We start from the raw sequence: 17,201 nt of genomic DNA on the forward strand, positions 1-17,201 counted from the left end.
GGGCGCCCGCCGCGGGGGCCCGCGACCGGGCCCCCGGCGCGGACGCCCGCCGGAGCCGCGCGCCGGGCACGGCCGGCGCCGCACGGCTGCCACACTGGAGGGCGTGGGTACACACACGACATCCGCTGAGCTGTTCGAACGCGCGAGCGCCGTCGTCCCGGGGGCGGTCAACTCCCCGGTGCGCGCCTTCGGGGCGGTGGGGGGCACCCCGCCGTTCATGGCGTCCGGCGCCGGCCCCTACCTGACCGACGTCGACGGCAACGAGTACGTCGACCTCGTCTGCTCCTGGGGCCCGCTGATCCTGGGCCACGCCCACCCGGCCGTGGTCGAGGCGCTGCGCACCGCCGCCGCCGCGGGCACCTCCTACGGCGCCCCCACCCCGGGCGAGGTCGAGCTGGCCGAGGAGATCACCGCGCGCACCCCGGTCGAGCGCGTGCGCCTGGTCAACTCCGGCACCGAGGCCACCATGTCGGCCATCCGGCTGGCGCGCGGCGCCACCGGCCGCAGCAAGATCGTCAAGTTCGCCGGCAACTACCACGGCCACGTCGACGCGCTGCTCGCCGCCGCCGGGTCGGGCCTGGCGACGTTCGCGCTGCCCGACACCCCGGGGGTCACCGGCGCCAGCGCCGCCGACACCCTGGTGCTGCCCTACAACGACCCCGCCGCCGTCGAGGCCGCCTTCGCCGAGGCCGGCGGCGACATCGCCTGCGTGATCGCCGAGGCGTGCCCGGCCAACATGGGCGTCGTCCCGCCCCGCGACGGCTTCAACGCCCGCCTGCGCGAGATCACCGCCCGGCACGGCGCGCTGCTCATCCTGGACGAGGTCCTCACCGGCTTCCGGGTCGGCCCCTCCGGCTGGTACGGGCTGGAGGGCGTGGCGCCCGACCTCATGACCTTCGGCAAGGTCATGGGCGGCGGCCTGCCCGCCGCGGCGTTCGGCGGCCGTGCCGACCTGATGGACCGGCTCGCCCCCGCCGGCCCCGTCTACCAGGCGGGCACCCTGTCGGGGAACCCGCTGGCCACCGCCGCCGGCCTGGCGACGCTGCGCAACGCCACCCCCGACGTCTACGCGCGCATCGACCGCTCGGCGGCCGCGCTCTCCGCCGAGGTCGGCCGCGCGCTCTCCGCCGAGGGCGTGCCGCACCGCGTGCAGCACGGCGGCAGCCTGTTCACCGTGTTCTTCACCGACGCCGAGGTCACCGACTTCGACGGCGCCCGCGCCCAGGACACCCGGCGGTTCGCGGCGTTCTTCCACGCCATGCTCGACCAGGGCGTGTACCTGCCGCCGGCCGCGTTCGAGGCGTGGTTCCTGTCCGCCGCGCACGACGACGCGGCCCTCGACCGCGTGGTGTCGGCCCTGCCCGCGGCGGCCCGCGCGGCCGCGGCGGCCGGGGCGTGAGCCGGGCCGGGGACCGTGAACCCACTGGTCCCCGGCGCCGCCCCCTCCCTACCATGGGGGGATGCTCGACCTCGACCGGCTGCGCGCGCTGAACGCCATCGCCGAATACGGATCGGTCAGCGCGGCCGCCGACGTGCTCGGTATCACCACCTCCGCGGTGTCCCAGCAGATCGCCAAGCTCGAACGCGAGACCTGCGCCCGCCTGCTCGAACGCAGCGGGCGCGGGGTGCGCCTCACCGACCCCGCGCGGCTCCTGGTGGGCCACGCCGCGCGCATCCTCGCCCTCATGGCCGAGGCGGAGGCCGACCTGGAGGCCCGCCTGGGCAGCGTCGCCGGGCGCGTCAGCGTCGCGGCGTTCGCCACGGCCGCCCGCGGGGTGATGCCGGGCGTCATCGGCGCGCTCGCCGCGCGCCACCCCGGCCTCACCGTGGAGCTCACCGAGTCCGACCCGCTGGTCTCGCTCGAACTGGTCCGGCGCGGCGAACACGACGTCGCGCTGGTCCAGGACTGGCGCAACTCCCCGCTGCCGCTGCCGGCGGGCCTCGACCGCGTCCACCTGTTCGACGACCCCGCCGAGATCGCGCTGCCCGCGGGGCACCCGCTGGCCGACCGCGCCGAACTCGTGCTGCCCGATCTCGGCGACGAGGTGTGGATCTGCTCACCTCAGGGCAGCATCTGCCACGACTGGCTGACCGACACGCTGCGGCGCGCCGGGGTCGAGCCGCGGGTGGCGCACTACGCAGGCGAGCTGCCCACGCAACTGGCCCTGGTCGCCGCCGGGCTCGGCTGCGCGCTGCTGCCCCGGCTCGCCCGCGAGCGCCTGCCGGACGGCGTGGTCACGCTGCCCCTCCGGCCCCGGCTGGAGCGCGGCGTCCACGCCGTGTGGCGGCGCGAGGACGGCCGCCGGCCGGTGGTGCGGGCCACGGTGGCGGAGCTGCGGGAGGCGGTCGGTAGGTTGGAGGGCGCGTTGCCGCCGGTCGCCGCCGCCACGCCCTGAATCCGCGGGCGGCACCCGCCCGAGCGGCGCAGCGCAGCAGGACCACGAAGCGAAGGGAAACGGTCGCCCGTCATGACCACGACCACCGTCGTCCACCTCCTCAGGCACGGCGAAGTGCACAACCCCGAGGGCATCCTCTACGGGCGGCTGCCGGAGTTCCACCTCAGCGAGACCGGGGTCCGCATGGCCGAGCTGGCCTCCGAGTGGCTGTCGGGGCGCGACATCGCGGCCGTGTACTCCTCGCCGCTGGACCGCGCCAAGGAGACCGCCATGCCGGTGGCCGACGGGTTCGGACTGTCCATCCGCCTCGACGAGCGGCTGATCGAGGCCGCCAACCGGTTCCAGGGCATGGCCCTGTCGTCGCGGTCCATGACCGACGTGCACGTGATGCGCCGGCTGTACAACCCGTTCCTGCCGTCGTGGGGCGAGCCCTACACCGACATCGTCCAGCGCATGGTCGACGTCATCAAACTGGTGCGCAAGGAGGCGTGGGGGCGCGAGGCCGTCTGCGTCAGCCACCAGCTCCCCATCTGGATGGCCCGCCGGGCCGCCGAGCGGAAGCGGCTGTGGCACCGCCCCGACCGCCGCCAGTGCAACCTGGCGAGCATCACCACGCTGGCGTTCGAGGACCACCGGCTGGTCAGCGTCGGCTACAGCGAGCCCGCGGCCCGGCTGTACACCCGCCGGCGGGCCGTTCCGGGCGCCTGAGCGCCGTCCCCGCGCCGGCCGCCGCGCCCGCCGGTGCGTGCGGGCTTGCCGGAGAGGGTAGGCTGACTCGTCGGGTGCGGCGTCTGCTCCGGCGCCGCTCGCGTGCCGACGCCCCGAGGGCCGCGCGCCGCCGCATCCCGCTCGACGCCTCCGCGCCCGTCGCGCGGCGCCGTCGTGTCTCTTTTGTCGTTCGCGAGAGGTGATCCCATGGGTTCCGTGATCAAGAAGCGCCGCAAGCGCATGGCGAAGAAGAAGCACCGCAAGCTGCTCAAGCGGACTCGCATCGCGCGGCGCAACAAGAAGTAGGTCCGTCTCTCCGCCGACGCCGCCGCCCGCGTGGGCGGGGCCGACGCGGAGACACCCCTCTCTCCCCGCCGCGAACCCCACGTGTGGAGGCGATTCGTCATGGGCCGCGTCGTTCTCGTCACCGGTGCCTCCCGCCGCCTGGGTGCCCGGGTGGCGCAGGCACTCCAGCACGACCCCGGTGTCGACCGGGTCGTCGGCGTCGATCCGGCGCCGCCTCGCCACCCGCTCGGGCGCGCCGAGTACATCACCACCGACCTGCACGACGACAGCGTGCGCCGGGCCCTCCGCGACTCCGGCGCCGACACCGTCCTGCACCTCGGTCTGACGGTGACCCCCGAGGACGCCGGCGGCCGGGCGGCGATGAAGGAGAACAACGTCCTCGGGACGATGCAGCTCCTCAACGCCTGCCAGCGCACCCCGGGGGTGCGCCGCCTGGTGGTGCGGTCCAGCGCCGCGGTCTACGGCGCGTCCACCCGCCACCCGGGCCCCTCCACCGAGGACCTGGAGGCCCGCCGCATCCCGCGGTCGGCCTACGCCCAGGACGCGGCCGAGATCGAGCTGCACACGCGGGGCCTGGCCCGCCGCCGCCCCGACCTGTCGATCGCGGTCCTGCGGTTCGCGCACGTCATCGGCCCGTCGGTCGAGAGCCCGCTCACCCGCTACCTGGGGCTGCGGGTGGTCCCCACGGTGCGCGGCTACGACCCGCGCATGCAGTTCGTGCACGAGGACGACGGGGTCGAGGCCGTCCGGCTGATGGCCCTGGGCGACGGCGCCGGCGTCTTCAACGTCGCCGCCCCCGGTTCGCTCCCGCTGTCGCAGTGCCTGCACCGGGCGGGCCGGCACGGCGTGGCCGTGCCCGAGCGCGGGCTGCGGGTGCTGGGCGGCCTGGCCCGGCGCGGCCGCCTCGACTACTCCCCGGAGCAGCTGCGCGTGCTCTGCAACGACCGCGTGCTCGACTCCACCAAGCTCGAACGCGCCGTCGACTGGTCGCCCGAGTACACCTCCCAGGAGGCGTTCGAGGCGTTCCTCGACGGCGCCGCCCCCGCCCGCGTGCGCCGGCGGCGCCGCGACCGCGGCCACGGCAGCCCGCGGCGGATGCGCCCCGCCCTGGGCGGCTGACCCCGGCCGGCCGAGCCCGGCCGGGCGCCCCGCGCGCCGTCAGGGGCGCGGCCGCACCGGCAGGCGCAGCGCGCGCCGGCGCAGCATCCCCACGGCCACCCCGCCCGCCACCGCGCCCGCGACGGCGGCCGGCACGCCCACGCGCAGCGTGGTGCGGTGCCGGCGGAACTCGTGCACCGGCCAGCCGTTCGCGGCGGCGTGGGCGCGCAGCTCGTCGTCGGGGTTGACGGCGTTGGGGTGGCCCACCAGGTTCAGCAGCGGCAGGTCGTTGCTGGAGTCGCTGTAGGCGGTGCAGGCCGCCAGGTCGAGGTTCTCGCGGCGGGCGAGCGCGGTGATGGCCGACGCCTTGGCCGGTCCGTGCAGCAGGTCGCCGACGAGCCGCCCGGTGTAGACCCCGTCGACGGTCTCGGCGACCGTGCCCAGGGCGCCGTCGAGGCCGAGCCGCCGCCGGATGATGTCGGCCAGTTCGACCGGGGTGGCGGTGACCAGCCAGACGCGCTGCCCGGCCCCCAGGTGGCGGCGGACCAGCCGGTGCGCGCCCTCCCAGATGCGGCTGGACATGGTGTCGTCGTAGATCTCCTCGCACAGGGCGACGAGGTCGTCCACGCCGTGCCCGGCGACGAAGGCCAGCGCCGCCTCGCGCGCGGCGTTGATGTGCTCGGGCTGCTCCTGGCCGCTGATGCGGAACACCATCTGCCCCCACGCGAACCGGAGCAGGTCGCGCGTCGTGAAGAGGTCGCGGGCGGCCAGGCCGCGGGCGAAGTGGTAGATCGACGCGCCGCGCATGAGCGTGTTGTCGACGTCGAAGAACGCGATGGGGCGTGCGGGCGGCGCGGCGGCGAGCGGCGGCGCCGCAGCGGGGCCGGCGGCGGTGCGCCCGCGCCGGTGCTCGGCCGCTGCGGCGGCGGCCTCCCCGGCGAGCGCGGCGCGGCCCTTGTCGTCAGGGCGGAGGTGACGCGGCATGGTTCCGAGCCTATGGCCCGCCGCCGGTGCCCTAGGCGTCCTGGCGGAGTCGCGGCGATGTCTCGTGAGGTAACTCACAGATCAAACGCCGGATTGCTCCCAAGCAGCCAATTACGTCGCAATTCGGACAGGTGATCGGGCGGCCCGGTTCCCAACGGGGTCCCGATGTGCAGCATCATTAGCGGGATGGTCGGAGTAGGACTGGCATTCGTCTGCGCGCTGGTGGCCTGGAGCGCCGCCGCCGCGCTGATCGCCCGCAGCTACCGCGACCCCCGCCTGCACACCGGCGCGTGGGTCGCGTCAGCGGTGTGCGTGGCGATCGGGCTGAGCGCCGCCTTCCCGGGTGCGCTCCTGGAGTTCTCCGCGCTCACCTTCCGCGTGTTCCAGATCGGCGTCGGGCTGTTCGGCCCGCTGCTGCTCGCCTGGGGCGTGGTCGAGTACGCGGTGGCCTCGCCCCGGGCCCGGTTCGGCACCCGGCTGGTCGTCACCACGCTGGGCATCGTGCCCCTGGTCGTGCTGGTCATGGACCGGCTGCGCGGCCAGTTCGACGCCGGCTACCCGGCCATGGCCGACCACTACGACATCATCCCCCGGGGCGCGCTGCTGCTCGTGCACGTGTTCGCCGCCGTCGCGATCGGCGCGAGCGCCGTCGTCGCGGGGCTCGCCATGCGCGAGCGCCCGCGGACCGCGCAGCACCGGCTGTCGGTCATCGGCCTGTTCGCCCTGGCGGCGCTGCTGGAGATCCTGGTCTCCCGCTTCGGCCTCGGCTCCATGGGGCAGGTCCTGATGCTCGGCGCCGTCGCGGCGCTCTGGGCGGCGTTCATGCGGGCGCAGAACCCGCCGCGCGAGCGCACCCGCCGGCGCGGCGGGCGGCGGCGCGGCGGCGACGGCGGTGACCCCGGCGGTGATCCTGAGGAGGACGACGGCGTGTTCGGCAGGCGGCGCAAGGCCGACGACTTCGAGGACGACTACGACGACCGCTACGACGACGACTTCGACGAGGAGCCCGCGGCGGCGCCCTCGCGGCCGTCGCGGCTGCGCGGCATCATCACCATCTACACGCTGGCCGAGGGCCGGGGCGACCAGTTCGACGACCACGCCGACGAGGTCGTCGAGGCCGTCTCCCGGCGCGAACCCGACACTCTGCTCTTCGCCTGCCACACGGTGCCCAGCGCGCCCCAGCAGCGCATCGTCTACGCCATCTACCGCGACCAGCTCGCCCACGAGGAGCACGAGCAGCAGCCGCACGTCGCCGAGTTCTCCCGGCGCACCAGCGGCAGCGTCGTCGCCACCAATGTGATCGAACTGGCACTGTCGGGCGCCTCGGCCAACGACAACCTCGCGAGCATGCTCATGCCCCGCTGACACCGCCCGCCGCGGCGCCCCCGGCCCCGGCCCCGAAGCTCGGAGTCTCCTGGGAATACGCCTCCGGGAAGCGGGGCACGGCGGCGTGTGAAGTACCCTTCGTTCTGACATTCAGCGCGGGCGTCCGGGACGCCGCTGCTGCGGCGCCTGTCCGCCGGCCGCCTGACGGCGCCGCGCGGAGCGCCAGGACTCCAACGAAAGCGTGCTGGAAGCCCGATGCGTAAGTTCCTCGTCTTCCTGGTTTTCCTGCTGGTCATGGTCGGCGTGGCCGACCGCGGGCTGCACTATGCCGCGCAGAGCGAGATCGCCAAGCGCATCAGCCAGCAGTACGAGATGGCCGCCGAGCCCGAGGTCACCATCGGGGGCTTCCCGTTCCTGACCCAGGCCATCAGCGGTGAGTACGACGAGATCCACATCGTCACCGGCGCCATCACCGTCGGCGAGGTGCAGCTCGAACGCGTCGACGTCACCGCGCGCAACGTCCAGGCCGCCATCGGCGACCTGCTCACCGAGCCGCGCGTCACCGCCGGCACCGCCGACGCCAAGGTGATGCTGCCCTACAGCGAGCTCCAGCGGCGGCTGCCCGAGGGCATCGTCATCGAGAACGAGGACGGCCGCCCGCGCATGACCGGCGACCTCGCCGTCGCCGGGTTCAGCGTCCCCGTCTCCGCCGACCTGGAGGTCGCCGTCGAGGGCGACGTGGTCAACGTGACCCCCGCCGACGTGGAGGTCGGCGAGTCCCAGCTCGACGTCACCGCCGAGGTCCAGGAGCGGCTCGCCATGTCGTTCCCCGTCCCGCAGCTGCCCTTCGACCTCCAGGTCACCGGCATCGAGGCGCTGCCCAACGGGGTCGAGGTCTCCGCCGAGGCCAGCGACGTCGACCTCGTCGGCGCCGGCGCCGACGCCCAGCAGCGCTGACCCCGGGCACCCGCCCGGGGCCGGCCCCGAGGAGGGAGGAGGCCCGCCGATGCCCGCCCCCGACGCGCTGACCCCCGGCGACCTCGGCGCCGCCCTCGGCCCGCGCGCCACCCTCGTGCAGTTCTCCACGGCGTTCTGCCGCCCCTGCGCCGCCACCCGGCAGGTGCTGGCCCGCGTCGCCGCGATGGTCGACGGCGTCGCCCACATCGAGGTCGACGCGGAGTCCCACCTGGACCTGGTCCGCCGCCTCGGCGTCGCGAGCACCCCCACGGTGCTCGTCCTCGACGCCGGCGGCCGGGTCGTGCGCCGCGCCGCCGGCCTGCCGCGCACGGCCGACGTCGTCGCCGCCCTCGGCGCGGCGGTCGGCTAGCCCGTGCGACGGGCCGGCCGGAGCGGCCGACCGCGCCGGGCGCCGCGAACGCCCCGGCTGTGAGGCCACCCACCCGTGACATACGGGCCCGCAGCCCGTACGATCGGGGACGTGACCTCTCCGACAGGAGCCTTCCTGACGAAGCGTCGCGCGGTCGACTTCTGCCACGTCGCCACCGCGCTCTGTCGCGCTGCCCGCTAGAGCGGACCCCGCGGCACCGTACGCACGCCTCCTGTCCCGGATTCCCGGCCGCGCCCGCGCGCGCCGTCCCATCGCACCGCACACGCCCTGGGAACCACCATGCAGGTCGACCCGCACGGGCGGCTCACCGCCGCGCACCCCGCCGCCACCGCCCGGCCCCACAAGGGCCGCGCCCCGGCGGCCGCCGCCGTCCGCTCCGCCTCCGGCGCCCCCGAGCGCCCCGGGCGCCCCCCCGCTCCGCGCCGCCTGCCCGCCGGGCAGGGCCGCACCGCCGCGGCTCCGGCACCCGCCCGACGCACCGCCCACCGCAGAACGATCCAAGGAGGTTCCCCATGAGCCGCTCCGACGTCCTGGTCGACGCCGACTGGGTGGAGGCCCATCTCGACGACGACAACGTCGTGCTCGTGGAGGTCGACGAGGACACCTCGGCCTACGACAAGGGCCACATCCGCAACGCCATCAAGCTCGACTGGAAGACGGACCTCCAGGACCCCGTCCGGCGCGACTTCGTCGACCGGACCGGCTTCGAGAAGCTGCTCTCCGAGCGCGGCATCTCCAACGACGACACCGTGGTCCTCTACGGCGGCAACAACAACTGGTTCGCGGCCTACGCCTACTGGTACTTCCGCCTCTACGGGCACGCCGACGTCCGCCTGCTCGACGGCGGCCGCAAGAAGTGGGAGCTGGACTCCCGCGAGCTGGTCGAGGCCGTGCCCGAGCGCGCCGCCACCACCTACACCGCCAAGGAGCAGGACACCTCGATCCGCGCGTTCCGCGACGAGGTCGTCGAGGCCATCGGCACCAAGGACCTGGTCGACGTCCGCTCGCCCGACGAGTTCACCGGCAAGCTCCTCGCGCCGGCGCACCTGCCCCAGGAGACCTCGCAGCGCCCGGGGCACATCCCGACCGCGCGCAACATCCCCTGGGCCAAGACCGCCAACGAGGACGGCACCTTCAAGTCCGACGACGAGCTGCGCGACCTCTACACCGAGGCGGGCGTCGACCTGGGCAAGGACATCATCGCCTACTGCCGCATTGGCGAGCGCTCCTCGCACACCTGGTTCGCGCTGCACGAGCTGCTCGGCCTGGAGAACGTGAAGAACTACGACGGCTCGTGGACCGAGTACGGGTCCCTGGTCGGCGTCCCGGTGGAGCTGGGGGAGGCCAAGTGAGCGCCGACGGCTGCGGTGCCCCGGTCGGGGGCGTCGCCCTCGCCGACGTCGACGCGGGCGGCCAGGCGGTCATCCAGGGTGTGGTGCGGCGCGACGGCGCCCCGCTCAGCGGTGCCTACGCCCGCCTGCTGAACGCCTCCGGCGACTTCGTCGGCGAGGTCGCCACCGGTGACGAGGGGACCTTCCGGTTCTTCGCCGCCGACGGCGCCTGGACCGTCCGGGTGCTGGCCTCGCGCGGCTTCACCGCCGAGTACGCCATCACCGCCGAGGTCGGCAAGGTCATCGACCTCCAGGTCGACGCCTAGCCCGACGACGTACCCGAATCCGCCGGCGCCGGCGGGGGCCGCGCCCCCGCCGGCGCCGCCGCTTTCCGGGACCCCGCGGCCCGTTCCGCCCGGACCGGCCGCCAGGGTGGCCCTATGACCGCCCTCACCGCCGCCGCCGTCCTCGCCGCCGCACTGCTGCACGCGGTGTGGAACGCCGTCGCCCACGCCATCACCGACCGGCTGATCGGGTTCGCCGTCATCGGGGCGTCGGCGGCCGTCTGCGGGGCCGCGCTGGCGGCCGCCACCGGGGTGCCCGATCGGGCGGCCTGGCCCGCCCTCGCCGCGTCGGCGGTGCTGCACGTCGGGTACATGGGGTTCCTGATGCTGTCCTACCGGCTGGGCGACTTCGGCCAGGTCTACCCGCTGGCCCGCGGCACCAGCCCGTGGCTGGTGGCGCTGGGCGCCGCCCTCCTGCTCGGCGAGGTCCCCACCCCCGTCCACCTGTGCGGGGTGCTGCTGGTGTCGGCCGGGCTGACGGCCCTGGTGTTCGCGTCCGGGCGGCCCGGCCGGGCGCAGCTCCCCGCGCTCGCCGCCGCCCTCACCACGGGCGTGCTCATCGCGGCCTACACGGTGGTCGACGGGGTCGGCGTGCGCGCGGCCGGCGACCCGCTCGCCTACATCGCCTGGCTGATGCTGCTGGAGGGCCCCTGGTTCCTCGTCGCGGCCGCCGTGCTGCGCCGCGGGCGGCTCCGCGCCGACCTCGCCCCCGTCTGGCGGGCGGGGGCCGCGGGCGGCGTCCTGTCCATGGCCGCCTACGGCCTCGTGCTGTGGGCGCAGACCACCGCGCCGCTGGCGGGGGTCGCCGCGCTGCGCGAGACGAGCATCGTGTTCGGCGCCGTCATCGGCGCCCTCGCGTTCGGCGAGCGGTTCGGCCGGGCCCGGGTCGCGTCGGCGGCGGCGGTGACCGCCGGGGCCCTGCTGCTCAACGTCTGACCGGGCATCACGGCGATTTCGGGCAAGGCCGTGACAAGGGTGCGGCGCGCCTGTCACCATTCCCAGGTACCCGGAGGCGGAAGCGGACCCGGCGCCCCCCACGGCCCGCCGGGCGGGAGGTGCAGCGCGGTGGGCGACCACCCGGCAGTTTCGCACGGCGGCTCGACGTATCTCGGCTGGCGCCACGACGTCCCGGTGCCCGACCCCGGTCCGCCGCCGCGCCGCCCCGCCCCCGCCGACCGCGCCGAACTCGGCCCCGACTGGGTCGACCTCCAGCGCCGCAGCGCGGCCCGCACCAACAAGCCCCTGCACATCGCCCTGGCCGTGCTGGCCGCCATCGCCGCGCTCTGCGTCCTGCTGTGGCCGCTGCGCGTGCTGCCGGGGGTGGTGGCCCTCGGCGGCGTCCTCGGCTGCGTCCTCGTCACCGTCCCGGTGCTCGTCGCCCTCGCGCAGGGCCGCCAGGTCGTGCGCGACCGGCTCCGCCGCGAACGGGAGCGCCTGGAGCGCGAGCAGCGCGAGCACGAGGACGACCTCCGCCGCCGCCAGGAGGAGCACGCCCGCGCGTACACCGCCTGGCGCGACCGCCGCCGCGCCTTCGAGGCCCAGCCCCGCTGGTACGGGACCAAGGTGCCCGCGCACGCCCGCGCCGTTGTCGTCGCCGGGGGCACCGACGCCGGGTGGTCGGCGCTGCTCACCACCATCGGCGCGTCCCGGCTGCGCAGCGGCGGCGACCTCACCGTGGTCGACCTGTCCGGGCGGGCGGTCGCCGGCGACCTCGCCTCCCTCGTCAAGCGGTGCGGGGTGGCGCCGCGCGTGTGGGTGCTCCCCGCCGACCTGCCCCGGATGAACCTCGGCACCAACCTCGGCGCCGCGCAGCGCGCGCGCATCCTCGCGGCGGTGGCGCGCGCCCCCGGCGGGCGCGGCGACCCCGCCGCCGACCGCGACCTCCTCCTCGGCCTCCTGGAGGCGCTCGGCCCCGACACCAACGTCGCCGCCCTCATCGGCGGCCTGCGCGCCCTCGACGGCGCCGCCCCCGCCGACGACCCCGCCGTGCGGCTGCTCACCCCCGACCAGCGCACCGCCGTGCGCGCCCGCTGGGGCGGCGACCGGTCCGTACTGGAGCGCGCGTGGGACCTCGAACGCCGCCTCGCCCCGTTCGAGGGCGTCGGCACCCGCGCCGCCGAGGAGCCCTACGCCCAGGTGAAGGTCATCGCCACCGACCGCGCCTCCGGCGGCGCCGCGGCCCGCGCCTACGGCACCTACACCGCCGCCTCCCTCAGCGAACTGCTGGAGCTGCGGGCGCGCGGCCGCGCCCCCGCGGCGGGCGACGCCGCGTGGGCGCACACCATCATCGTCTGCGGGGCCGACACCCTGCCCGACGACGAGGTCGACCGGCTCACCCGCGCCGCCGCCGCGGCCGGCGCCGGGCTCGTCCTGCTGTTCCGCGCGGCCGCCGACGGTCTCGACGCCCGGCTCGACGCCGAGGGCACCCTCCCCGTCCTCATGCGCCAGCCCGACCCCGACTCCGCCGACCGCGCCGCCGCCCGCCTCACCGTCCGCCGCGGCGCCGCCCCCTCCGCACCGGTGCACCGCCTCACCGAGGTCATCGGCGAGGCGCTCAGCGACGCCGTCGCCGACAGCTACGTCGAGGACCCCGCCGTCGGCGTCACCGCGCCGGTGGCCATGCGCAACGCCGCCACCTCGGTCGCCCCCCTCGACCTGGTCCGGCACGTGCGCGCCGCGTCGGCGTGGGGCCGCACCACCGCCCAGGCCGAGGACATCGACACCGCACCCGCCACCGGTGCCCCCCGCGAGCACCGCCTCGACGCGCGGGGGATGCGCCTCCTGCCGCCCACCGCTCTGGTCCTGCCCGGCCCGCGCGGGCCCGTGGTCGCCGACGCCAACCCCGGCATCCTCACCCTCGCCACCGCCACCCTGGCCACCGTCGAGCAGACCCGCGCCGCCGGCGGCCCCGCCGTGCCGCCGCCCGCACCCGCCCCCGACGCCGAGTCCGCCGACACCGACGACCCGCCGCCCAACCTGGGACCGCCGCCCGAACGCCTCGACTGGCGCACCGCCTGACCCCGCGCGGGCGCGCCGCGCCCCCGCCCGCGGGGTGCCCGATCGCGGGCGGCGGGCAATAGGCTAGGGACGTTCTCCGCGGACGCCCGGATCGGCGCGAACGGCCGGCACGGCGCGGGGGACACGTAGGGCGACCGGTCGCGCCCCGCCCGGGAGCGGCCGGCACCGGGGACCACCGCCTGCTCCCCGGGGTGCCCCGTACCGCCCTCGGGCGGGCACATCCAGCAGCAAACGAGTTGGGGATCATGAGCGAACTTCCCTTGCGCGCCCAGCTTGCCGCGGTCCTGGGCAAGGGCGCGGCCACCCTGTCGCGGGCCACCGGCCGGGGCGACGGCTCCGTCATCGGCGGCAAGATCGCGCTGAAGGTCGAGCCGGACCTGCTCGCCCAGCTGGCCCGCGGCCGGCAGCTGGCGCTCGTCAGCGCGACCAACGGCAAGACCACCACCACCCGGCTGATCTCGTCGGCGCTGCGCGAGCTCGGTGAGATCGCCACCAACGAGCACGGCGCGAACATGCCCACCGGGCACATCACCGCGCTGGCCAACAGCCCCAACGCCCGCATCGGCGTGCTGGAGGTCGACGAGAAGTACCTGCCGCAGGTGCTGCGCGCCACCAACCCGGCCGTGGTCGTGCTGATGAACCTCAGCCGCGACCAGATGGACCGCGCCTCCGAGATCAACCTGCTGGCGAAGAAGTGGCGCGACGCGCTGCGGCAGAGCGAGACCCACGTCATCGCCAACGCCGACGACCCCCTGGTGTCCTGGGCCGGGCTCGGCGCCCGGCACGCCACCTGGGTGTCGGCGGGCCAGCGCTGGAAGGAGGACTCCTGGTGCTGCCCCGAGTGCGGCGGCCACCTCAAGCGCGACCCCGACCCGCACTGGGAGTGCCCCGAGTGCGGCATGCGCCGCCCCGACACCTCGTGGGCGGTCGACAACCGGGCCGACGTCGTCGTCGACCCCAACGGGCAGCGCCTCCCGCTCCAGCTCAACCTGCCGGGCGACGCCAACCGCGCCAACGCCGCGATCGCGCTGGCCACCGCGGCCGCCTACGGCATCCACCCCAAGCAGGCGCTGCCCCGGCTGCGCGAGATCCACTCGGTCGCCGGCCGCTACACCTCCGTCGTCACCAACGGTGTCGAGGTCCGGCTGCTGCTCGCGAAGAACCCGGCCGGGTGGCTGGAGTCCTTCGCCGTGCTCGACCCGCCGCGGGTGCCGGTGATCCTCTCCGTCAACGCGCAGATCCCCGACGGCAAGGACACCTCGTGGCTGTGGGACGTCGACTACACGGTCCTGCGCGACCGCCGCGTCTTCGTCATGGGGGAGCGCCGCACCGACCTCGCCCTGCGCCTGGAGACCGACGAGGTGCCGTTCGAGGTCGCCGACCGGGTCGACGACGTCATCGCCCGGCTGAAGGCCGAGCAGCCCGGCATCACCAAGGTCGACGTCATCGCGAACTACACCGCCTTCCAGCAGATCCGCGCGGCCTACGGCCGCGTGCAGTAGGGGACAGGGACCACCCATGACCGACACCAGCAGCGTCCTGCGCATCGTCTGGATCTACCCGGACCTGCTCAGCACCTACGGTGACCAGGGCAACGCCCTCATCCTGCGCCGCCGCGCCGAGCTGCGCGGCATCCGCACCGAGATCGTGCACGTCCACTCCAGCGACGCCGTGCCGGTCGAGGGCGACGTGTACCTCCTCGGCGGCGGCGAGGACCGGCCGCAGATCCTGGCCGCGGAGCGGCTGCGCGCCGACGGCGGGCTGAAGCGGGCCGCCGAGCGCGGCGCCGCGGTGTTCGCGGTGTGCGCCGGCTACCAGATCATCGGCGAGAGCTACGGCGACGACGCCGACAACCCGCTGCCCGGCGTCGGCATCCTCGACGTCCGCAGCGGGCGCGGCGACGTGCGCGCGGTGGGCGAGATCGTCGCGGACGTCGACCCCAACCTGGGCGTCGGCCGGATCACCGGGTTCGAGAACCACCAGGGCCGCACGGCCCTCGGCCCCTCCGCCATCCCGCTTTCCCGCACGGTCACCGGCATCGGCAACGACGGGCAGACCGAGGGCGCCTACCAGGGCCAGGTGCTCGGCACCTACCTGCACGGGCCCGCGCTGCCCCGCAACCCGGAGCTGGCCGACCTCCTCCTGCGCTGGCGGGTCGGCCCGATCCCCCCGCTGCCGCCGTCATGGGGCGAGCGCCTCCACGAAGAACGCCTCGCCGCCGCCCTCTGACCCACCCGCCCCGGCCCCGCACGGGCCCAGAGCCGCACGGGCCCCGGGCCAGCCCAGGGCCCGGGGCCGCGAAGGGGTCGGGCCCCCGCCGGACCCGAAACCGCGCGGGGGGCGGGCGTGCGCAGGGCCCGGAACGGCGCCGGGCCCGGGACCGCCCGGGGCACCTGTGGCCCGCGCGGCCGGGGCGACCACCCTAGCCAGGCGATACGGCCTTCTCCGCGTCAGGCCGGGCGGCGGCGCAGGGTGATCTCGGCGTTGGCGCCGGTGTCGGGCGGGACGATGACCTCCTGACCCGCCGCGATGCCGTCGACCGTGAACTCCGCGTCGACCGGCACCGTGCGCTTCACCAGGCCCAGCGCGACCGGCCCCAGCTCGTGGTGGCGGGCCGCCGATCCGGCCACGCCCACGGCGCGGCCGTCCAGCTCGATCGCCGCGCCCCGCTCTGGTAGCCGCTCGGCCGTGCCGTCGAGGTGCAGCAGCACCAGGCGGCGCGGCGGGCGGCCCAGGTTGTGCACGCGCGCCACGGTCTCCTGGCCGGGGTAGCAGCCCTTCTCCAGGTGCACGGCCGACCCCACCCAGCCCATCTCATGCGGGATCGCCCGGTGGTCGGTGTCGAGCAGCGCCCGCGGCCGGTGCGCGGCGATCCGCCGCGCCTCGTACGCCCACATCCCGGCCGGGCGCACCCCGGCCGCCGTCAGGGCGTCGGCCACCGGGACCAGCGCCTCGGCGGGCAGCAGCAGGTCGGTCTCGTCGCCGAACCGGAGCACGGGGGCGTCCCCCGCGGCATCCGCCGCGGCCGCCAGCGCGGCCTCGCGGTCGGGGCCCGCCAGGGTGAGCACCCGCCGCTCGGCGGAAAGGTCGGCGACCTCGACACGCAGCATGAACCGCATCGAGTCGAGGAACGCGGCCAGTTCGGCGCCCGCACCCGGCTCGGTGTGCGCCCACACCGCGGTGCCGTCGTCGACCAGCGCCAGGTGGAAGCGGAGGTGGCCCTTCGTGTCGAGCACCAGGGCCTCGGTGGCCGTGCCGGGGGCGAGGCCCTCCAGGTACTGGCTGGTGAGGCTGTGCAGCCAGCCGAGCCGGTCGGGGCCGGACACCCGCACCACGCCGCGGTTGCCGCGGTCGACCCAGCCCGCCGCGCGGTCGAGCGCGCGGCCCTCCTGGGCGGGCTCGCCGTAGTGCGCGGCGACGTCGGTGTCGGGGGCCTCGGCGGCGACGGCTCCAGGGCGGGACAGCAGCGGCGAAGTCATACTCCCGATGGTATGCACCCCGGTCCGCCGCCGGGGCGCCGGAGCCGCGTGCGGGCGCCCCGCTGCGGGGTCACGCCTCCCGGCAGGCGCGGCACCGGCCGAACACCGTGAGGTGGCGGGCGTCGGCCTCGAACCCGGCGTCGTCGCGGAGCCGCTCGACCAGCCCGTCGGCGAGGTCGAGCGGGGTGTCCGCCACCGCGCCGCAGGAGCGGCAGACCACGTGCAGGTGGTCGGCCTCCTCTGCCAGGTGGTACGACGGAGACCCGGCCCCGAGGTGGGTGTGGGTGACCAGGCCGATGCGCTCCAGCAGGTCCAGGGTGCGGTACACCGTCGACAGGTTGAGCTCGGCCGAGGTCTGCTGGACCCGGTCGCGGATGGTGTCGGGGGTGGCGTGGTCCAGGTCCCGGACGGCCTCCAGGACGAGCCGGCGCTGCGGGGTCGCGCGGTAGCCGCGGGACCGCAGCTCCTCGCGCCAGGTGTCGGCGGGCATGTCCCGAGTGTACGAGCCGCCGTCGGCGCGGGCACGCCGCCGAACGGGCGCTTCCGCGCCCTTTCCGCAGGTCAGGACGGTGTGATCGGCGTCGCGCGGCCTCGGTCGAAAAACATTTGCCCCGTGCGGCCCACCGGACGTACTGTCGGGACCACGCAGGAAAGGAGGTGGTCCTGACAGTGAAGACGTCTGGGACTTGCGAGGTGTCCGTCCGCTAGGGCGACACGAGTAAATCGGTTCGCTCTGGCGAATCCACAGTGGACACCCAGGCCCCCGGGTCGCCGGAACTTGTCCCGCCGGCACGCTCCCGCCGCACAGCGGCGGAGTCAGCCCGGGGGTCTGCCCATCCTTCGGGGCGCCGCCCGCCCCCGCC

Annotated in this window: 17 protein-coding genes; 14 read left to right on the plus strand and 3 right to left on the minus strand. The window is 75.8% G+C overall.

Going from position 1 to position 17,201, the window contains the following annotated elements; all coding sequences use genetic code 11:
• Positions 1 to 103 precede the first annotated feature (103 nt).
• The 5 genes from hemL to NT8_RS20370 all read left to right on the plus strand — a co-directional run bounded on the left by hemL (position 104) and on the right by NT8_RS20370 (position 4,529).
• A complete protein-coding gene (gene hemL / locus NT8_RS20355; RefSeq protein ID WP_067972040.1) occupies positions 104 to 1,399 on the plus strand; it encodes a glutamate-1-semialdehyde 2,1-aminomutase in 1,296 nt (431 codons plus the stop codon).
• Between the two features lie 61 nt (positions 1,400 to 1,460).
• A complete protein-coding gene (locus NT8_RS20360) occupies positions 1,461 to 2,396 on the plus strand; it encodes a LysR family transcriptional regulator (protein WP_067972043.1) in 936 nt (311 codons plus the stop codon).
• 72 nt (positions 2,397 to 2,468) lie between these two features.
• Positions 2,469 to 3,104 carry a histidine phosphatase family protein gene (locus tag NT8_RS20365; protein WP_067972046.1) on the plus strand — a complete coding sequence of 212 codons (636 nt, stop codon included), beginning with the start codon at positions 2,469 to 2,471 and terminating at the stop codon, positions 3,102 to 3,104.
• A gap of 207 nt (positions 3,105 to 3,311) precedes the next feature.
• Positions 3,312 to 3,410 (plus strand): 30S ribosomal protein bS22, encoded by a 99-nt coding sequence (locus NT8_RS28865; protein WP_017621272.1) that lies wholly within the window; start codon positions 3,312 to 3,314, stop codon positions 3,408 to 3,410.
• A gap of 99 nt (positions 3,411 to 3,509) precedes the next feature.
• A complete protein-coding gene (locus tag NT8_RS20370; RefSeq protein WP_067972049.1) occupies positions 3,510 to 4,529 on the plus strand; it encodes an NAD-dependent epimerase/dehydratase family protein in 1,020 nt (339 codons plus the stop codon).
• Between the two features lie 39 nt (positions 4,530 to 4,568).
• Here NT8_RS20370 and NT8_RS20375 read toward each other — a convergent pair whose 3' ends face one another.
• Entirely contained in the window at positions 4,569 to 5,492 is a 924-nt protein-coding gene (locus tag NT8_RS20375; protein WP_084469133.1) for an HAD family hydrolase, read from the minus strand.
• Positions 5,493 to 5,678: 186 nt separating this feature from the next.
• On the opposite strand from NT8_RS20375, the gene NT8_RS20380 reads away from it, so the two are divergent.
• The 9 genes from NT8_RS20380 (at position 5,679) to NT8_RS20425 (ending at position 15,088) form a co-directional block, all read left to right on the plus strand.
• Entirely contained in the window at positions 5,679 to 6,857 is a 1,179-nt protein-coding gene (locus NT8_RS20380) for a putative quinol monooxygenase (protein WP_067972053.1), read from the plus strand.
• 216 nt (positions 6,858 to 7,073) lie between these two features.
• Entirely contained in the window at positions 7,074 to 7,775 is a 702-nt protein-coding gene (locus tag NT8_RS20385) for an LmeA family phospholipid-binding protein (RefSeq protein ID WP_067972056.1), read from the plus strand.
• Positions 7,776 to 7,824: 49 nt separating this feature from the next.
• Positions 7,825 to 8,145 carry a thioredoxin family protein gene (locus NT8_RS20390; protein WP_067972059.1) on the plus strand — a complete coding sequence of 107 codons (321 nt, stop codon included), beginning with the start codon at positions 7,825 to 7,827 and terminating at the stop codon, positions 8,143 to 8,145.
• 533 nt (positions 8,146 to 8,678) lie between these two features.
• Positions 8,679 to 9,518: a sulfurtransferase gene (locus NT8_RS20400; RefSeq protein ID WP_067972067.1), complete on the plus strand. Its 840-nt coding sequence runs from the start codon at positions 8,679 to 8,681 to the stop codon at positions 9,516 to 9,518.
• Positions 9,515 to 9,823, plus strand: a complete 309-nt coding sequence (locus NT8_RS20405; protein ID WP_067972069.1) for a DUF1416 domain-containing protein — start codon at positions 9,515 to 9,517, stop codon at positions 9,821 to 9,823. The genes NT8_RS20400 and NT8_RS20405 overlap by 4 nt, the downstream gene beginning before the upstream one ends.
• Before the next feature lie 114 nt (positions 9,824 to 9,937).
• Complete coding sequence (locus NT8_RS20410; RefSeq protein ID WP_067972072.1) at positions 9,938 to 10,777, plus strand: EamA family transporter; 840 nt, start codon at positions 9,938 to 9,940, stop codon at positions 10,775 to 10,777.
• 129 nt (positions 10,778 to 10,906) lie between these two features.
• Positions 10,907 to 12,859: a hypothetical protein gene (locus NT8_RS20415; RefSeq protein ID WP_067972074.1), complete on the plus strand. Its 1,953-nt coding sequence runs from the start codon at positions 10,907 to 10,909 to the stop codon at positions 12,857 to 12,859.
• A gap of 245 nt (positions 12,860 to 13,104) precedes the next feature.
• Positions 13,105 to 14,361, plus strand: a complete 1,257-nt coding sequence (locus NT8_RS20420; RefSeq protein ID WP_067972078.1) for a MurT ligase domain-containing protein — start codon at positions 13,105 to 13,107, stop codon at positions 14,359 to 14,361.
• Between the two features lie 16 nt (positions 14,362 to 14,377).
• The gene (locus tag NT8_RS20425) at positions 14,378 to 15,088 is read left to right on the plus strand and encodes a type 1 glutamine amidotransferase (protein WP_067972081.1); all 711 of its coding nucleotides are present in this window, start codon (positions 14,378 to 14,380) and stop codon (positions 15,086 to 15,088) included.
• Between the two features lie 221 nt (positions 15,089 to 15,309).
• Here the strand turns inward: NT8_RS20425 and ygfZ are convergent, their stop codons facing one another.
• Together ygfZ and NT8_RS20435 are read right to left on the minus strand one after the other, a co-directional pair.
• Complete coding sequence (gene ygfZ / locus NT8_RS20430; protein ID WP_067972084.1) at positions 15,310 to 16,338, minus strand: CAF17-like 4Fe-4S cluster assembly/insertion protein YgfZ; 1,029 nt, start codon at positions 16,336 to 16,338, stop codon at positions 15,310 to 15,312.
• 70 nt (positions 16,339 to 16,408) lie between these two features.
• Positions 16,409 to 16,828, minus strand: a complete 420-nt coding sequence (locus NT8_RS20435) for a Fur family transcriptional regulator (protein ID WP_067972088.1) — start codon at positions 16,826 to 16,828, stop codon at positions 16,409 to 16,411.
• Positions 16,829 to 17,201 lie beyond the last annotated feature (373 nt).

The sequence above is a fragment of the Nocardiopsis trehalosi NBRC 14201 genome (assembly GCF_001552555.1).
In the GTDB taxonomy this organism is placed as follows: Bacteria; Actinomycetota; Actinomycetes; order Streptosporangiales; family Streptosporangiaceae; genus Nocardiopsis_B; species Nocardiopsis_B trehalosi.

Coding starts and splice junctions, on each gene's coding strand:
- NT8_RS20435 (WP_067972088.1), bottom strand. CDS start 16,828: ATGCCCGCCGACACCTGGCGCGAGGAGCTGCGGTCCCGCGGCTACCGC.
- NT8_RS20360 (WP_067972043.1), top strand. CDS start 1,461: ATGCTCGACCTCGACCGGCTGCGCGCGCTGAACGCCATCGCCGAATAC.
- NT8_RS20375 (WP_084469133.1), bottom strand. CDS start 5,492: ATGCCGCGTCACCTCCGCCCTGACGACAAGGGCCGCGCCGCGCTCGCC.
- NT8_RS20410 (WP_067972072.1), top strand. CDS start 9,938: ATGACCGCCCTCACCGCCGCCGCCGTCCTCGCCGCCGCACTGCTGCAC.
- ygfZ (WP_067972084.1), bottom strand. CDS start 16,338: ATGACTTCGCCGCTGCTGTCCCGCCCTGGAGCCGTCGCCGCCGAGGCC.
- NT8_RS20365 (WP_067972046.1), top strand. CDS start 2,469: ATGACCACGACCACCGTCGTCCACCTCCTCAGGCACGGCGAAGTGCAC.
- NT8_RS20385 (WP_067972056.1), top strand. CDS start 7,074: ATGCGTAAGTTCCTCGTCTTCCTGGTTTTCCTGCTGGTCATGGTCGGC.
- NT8_RS20420 (WP_067972078.1), top strand. CDS start 13,105: ATGAGCGAACTTCCCTTGCGCGCCCAGCTTGCCGCGGTCCTGGGCAAG.
- NT8_RS20425 (WP_067972081.1), top strand. CDS start 14,378: ATGACCGACACCAGCAGCGTCCTGCGCATCGTCTGGATCTACCCGGAC.
- NT8_RS20370 (WP_067972049.1), top strand. CDS start 3,510: ATGGGCCGCGTCGTTCTCGTCACCGGTGCCTCCCGCCGCCTGGGTGCC.
- NT8_RS28865 (WP_017621272.1), top strand. CDS start 3,312: ATGGGTTCCGTGATCAAGAAGCGCCGCAAGCGCATGGCGAAGAAGAAG.
- NT8_RS20400 (WP_067972067.1), top strand. CDS start 8,679: ATGAGCCGCTCCGACGTCCTGGTCGACGCCGACTGGGTGGAGGCCCAT.
- NT8_RS20390 (WP_067972059.1), top strand. CDS start 7,825: ATGCCCGCCCCCGACGCGCTGACCCCCGGCGACCTCGGCGCCGCCCTC.
- NT8_RS20380 (WP_067972053.1), top strand. CDS start 5,679: ATGGTCGGAGTAGGACTGGCATTCGTCTGCGCGCTGGTGGCCTGGAGC.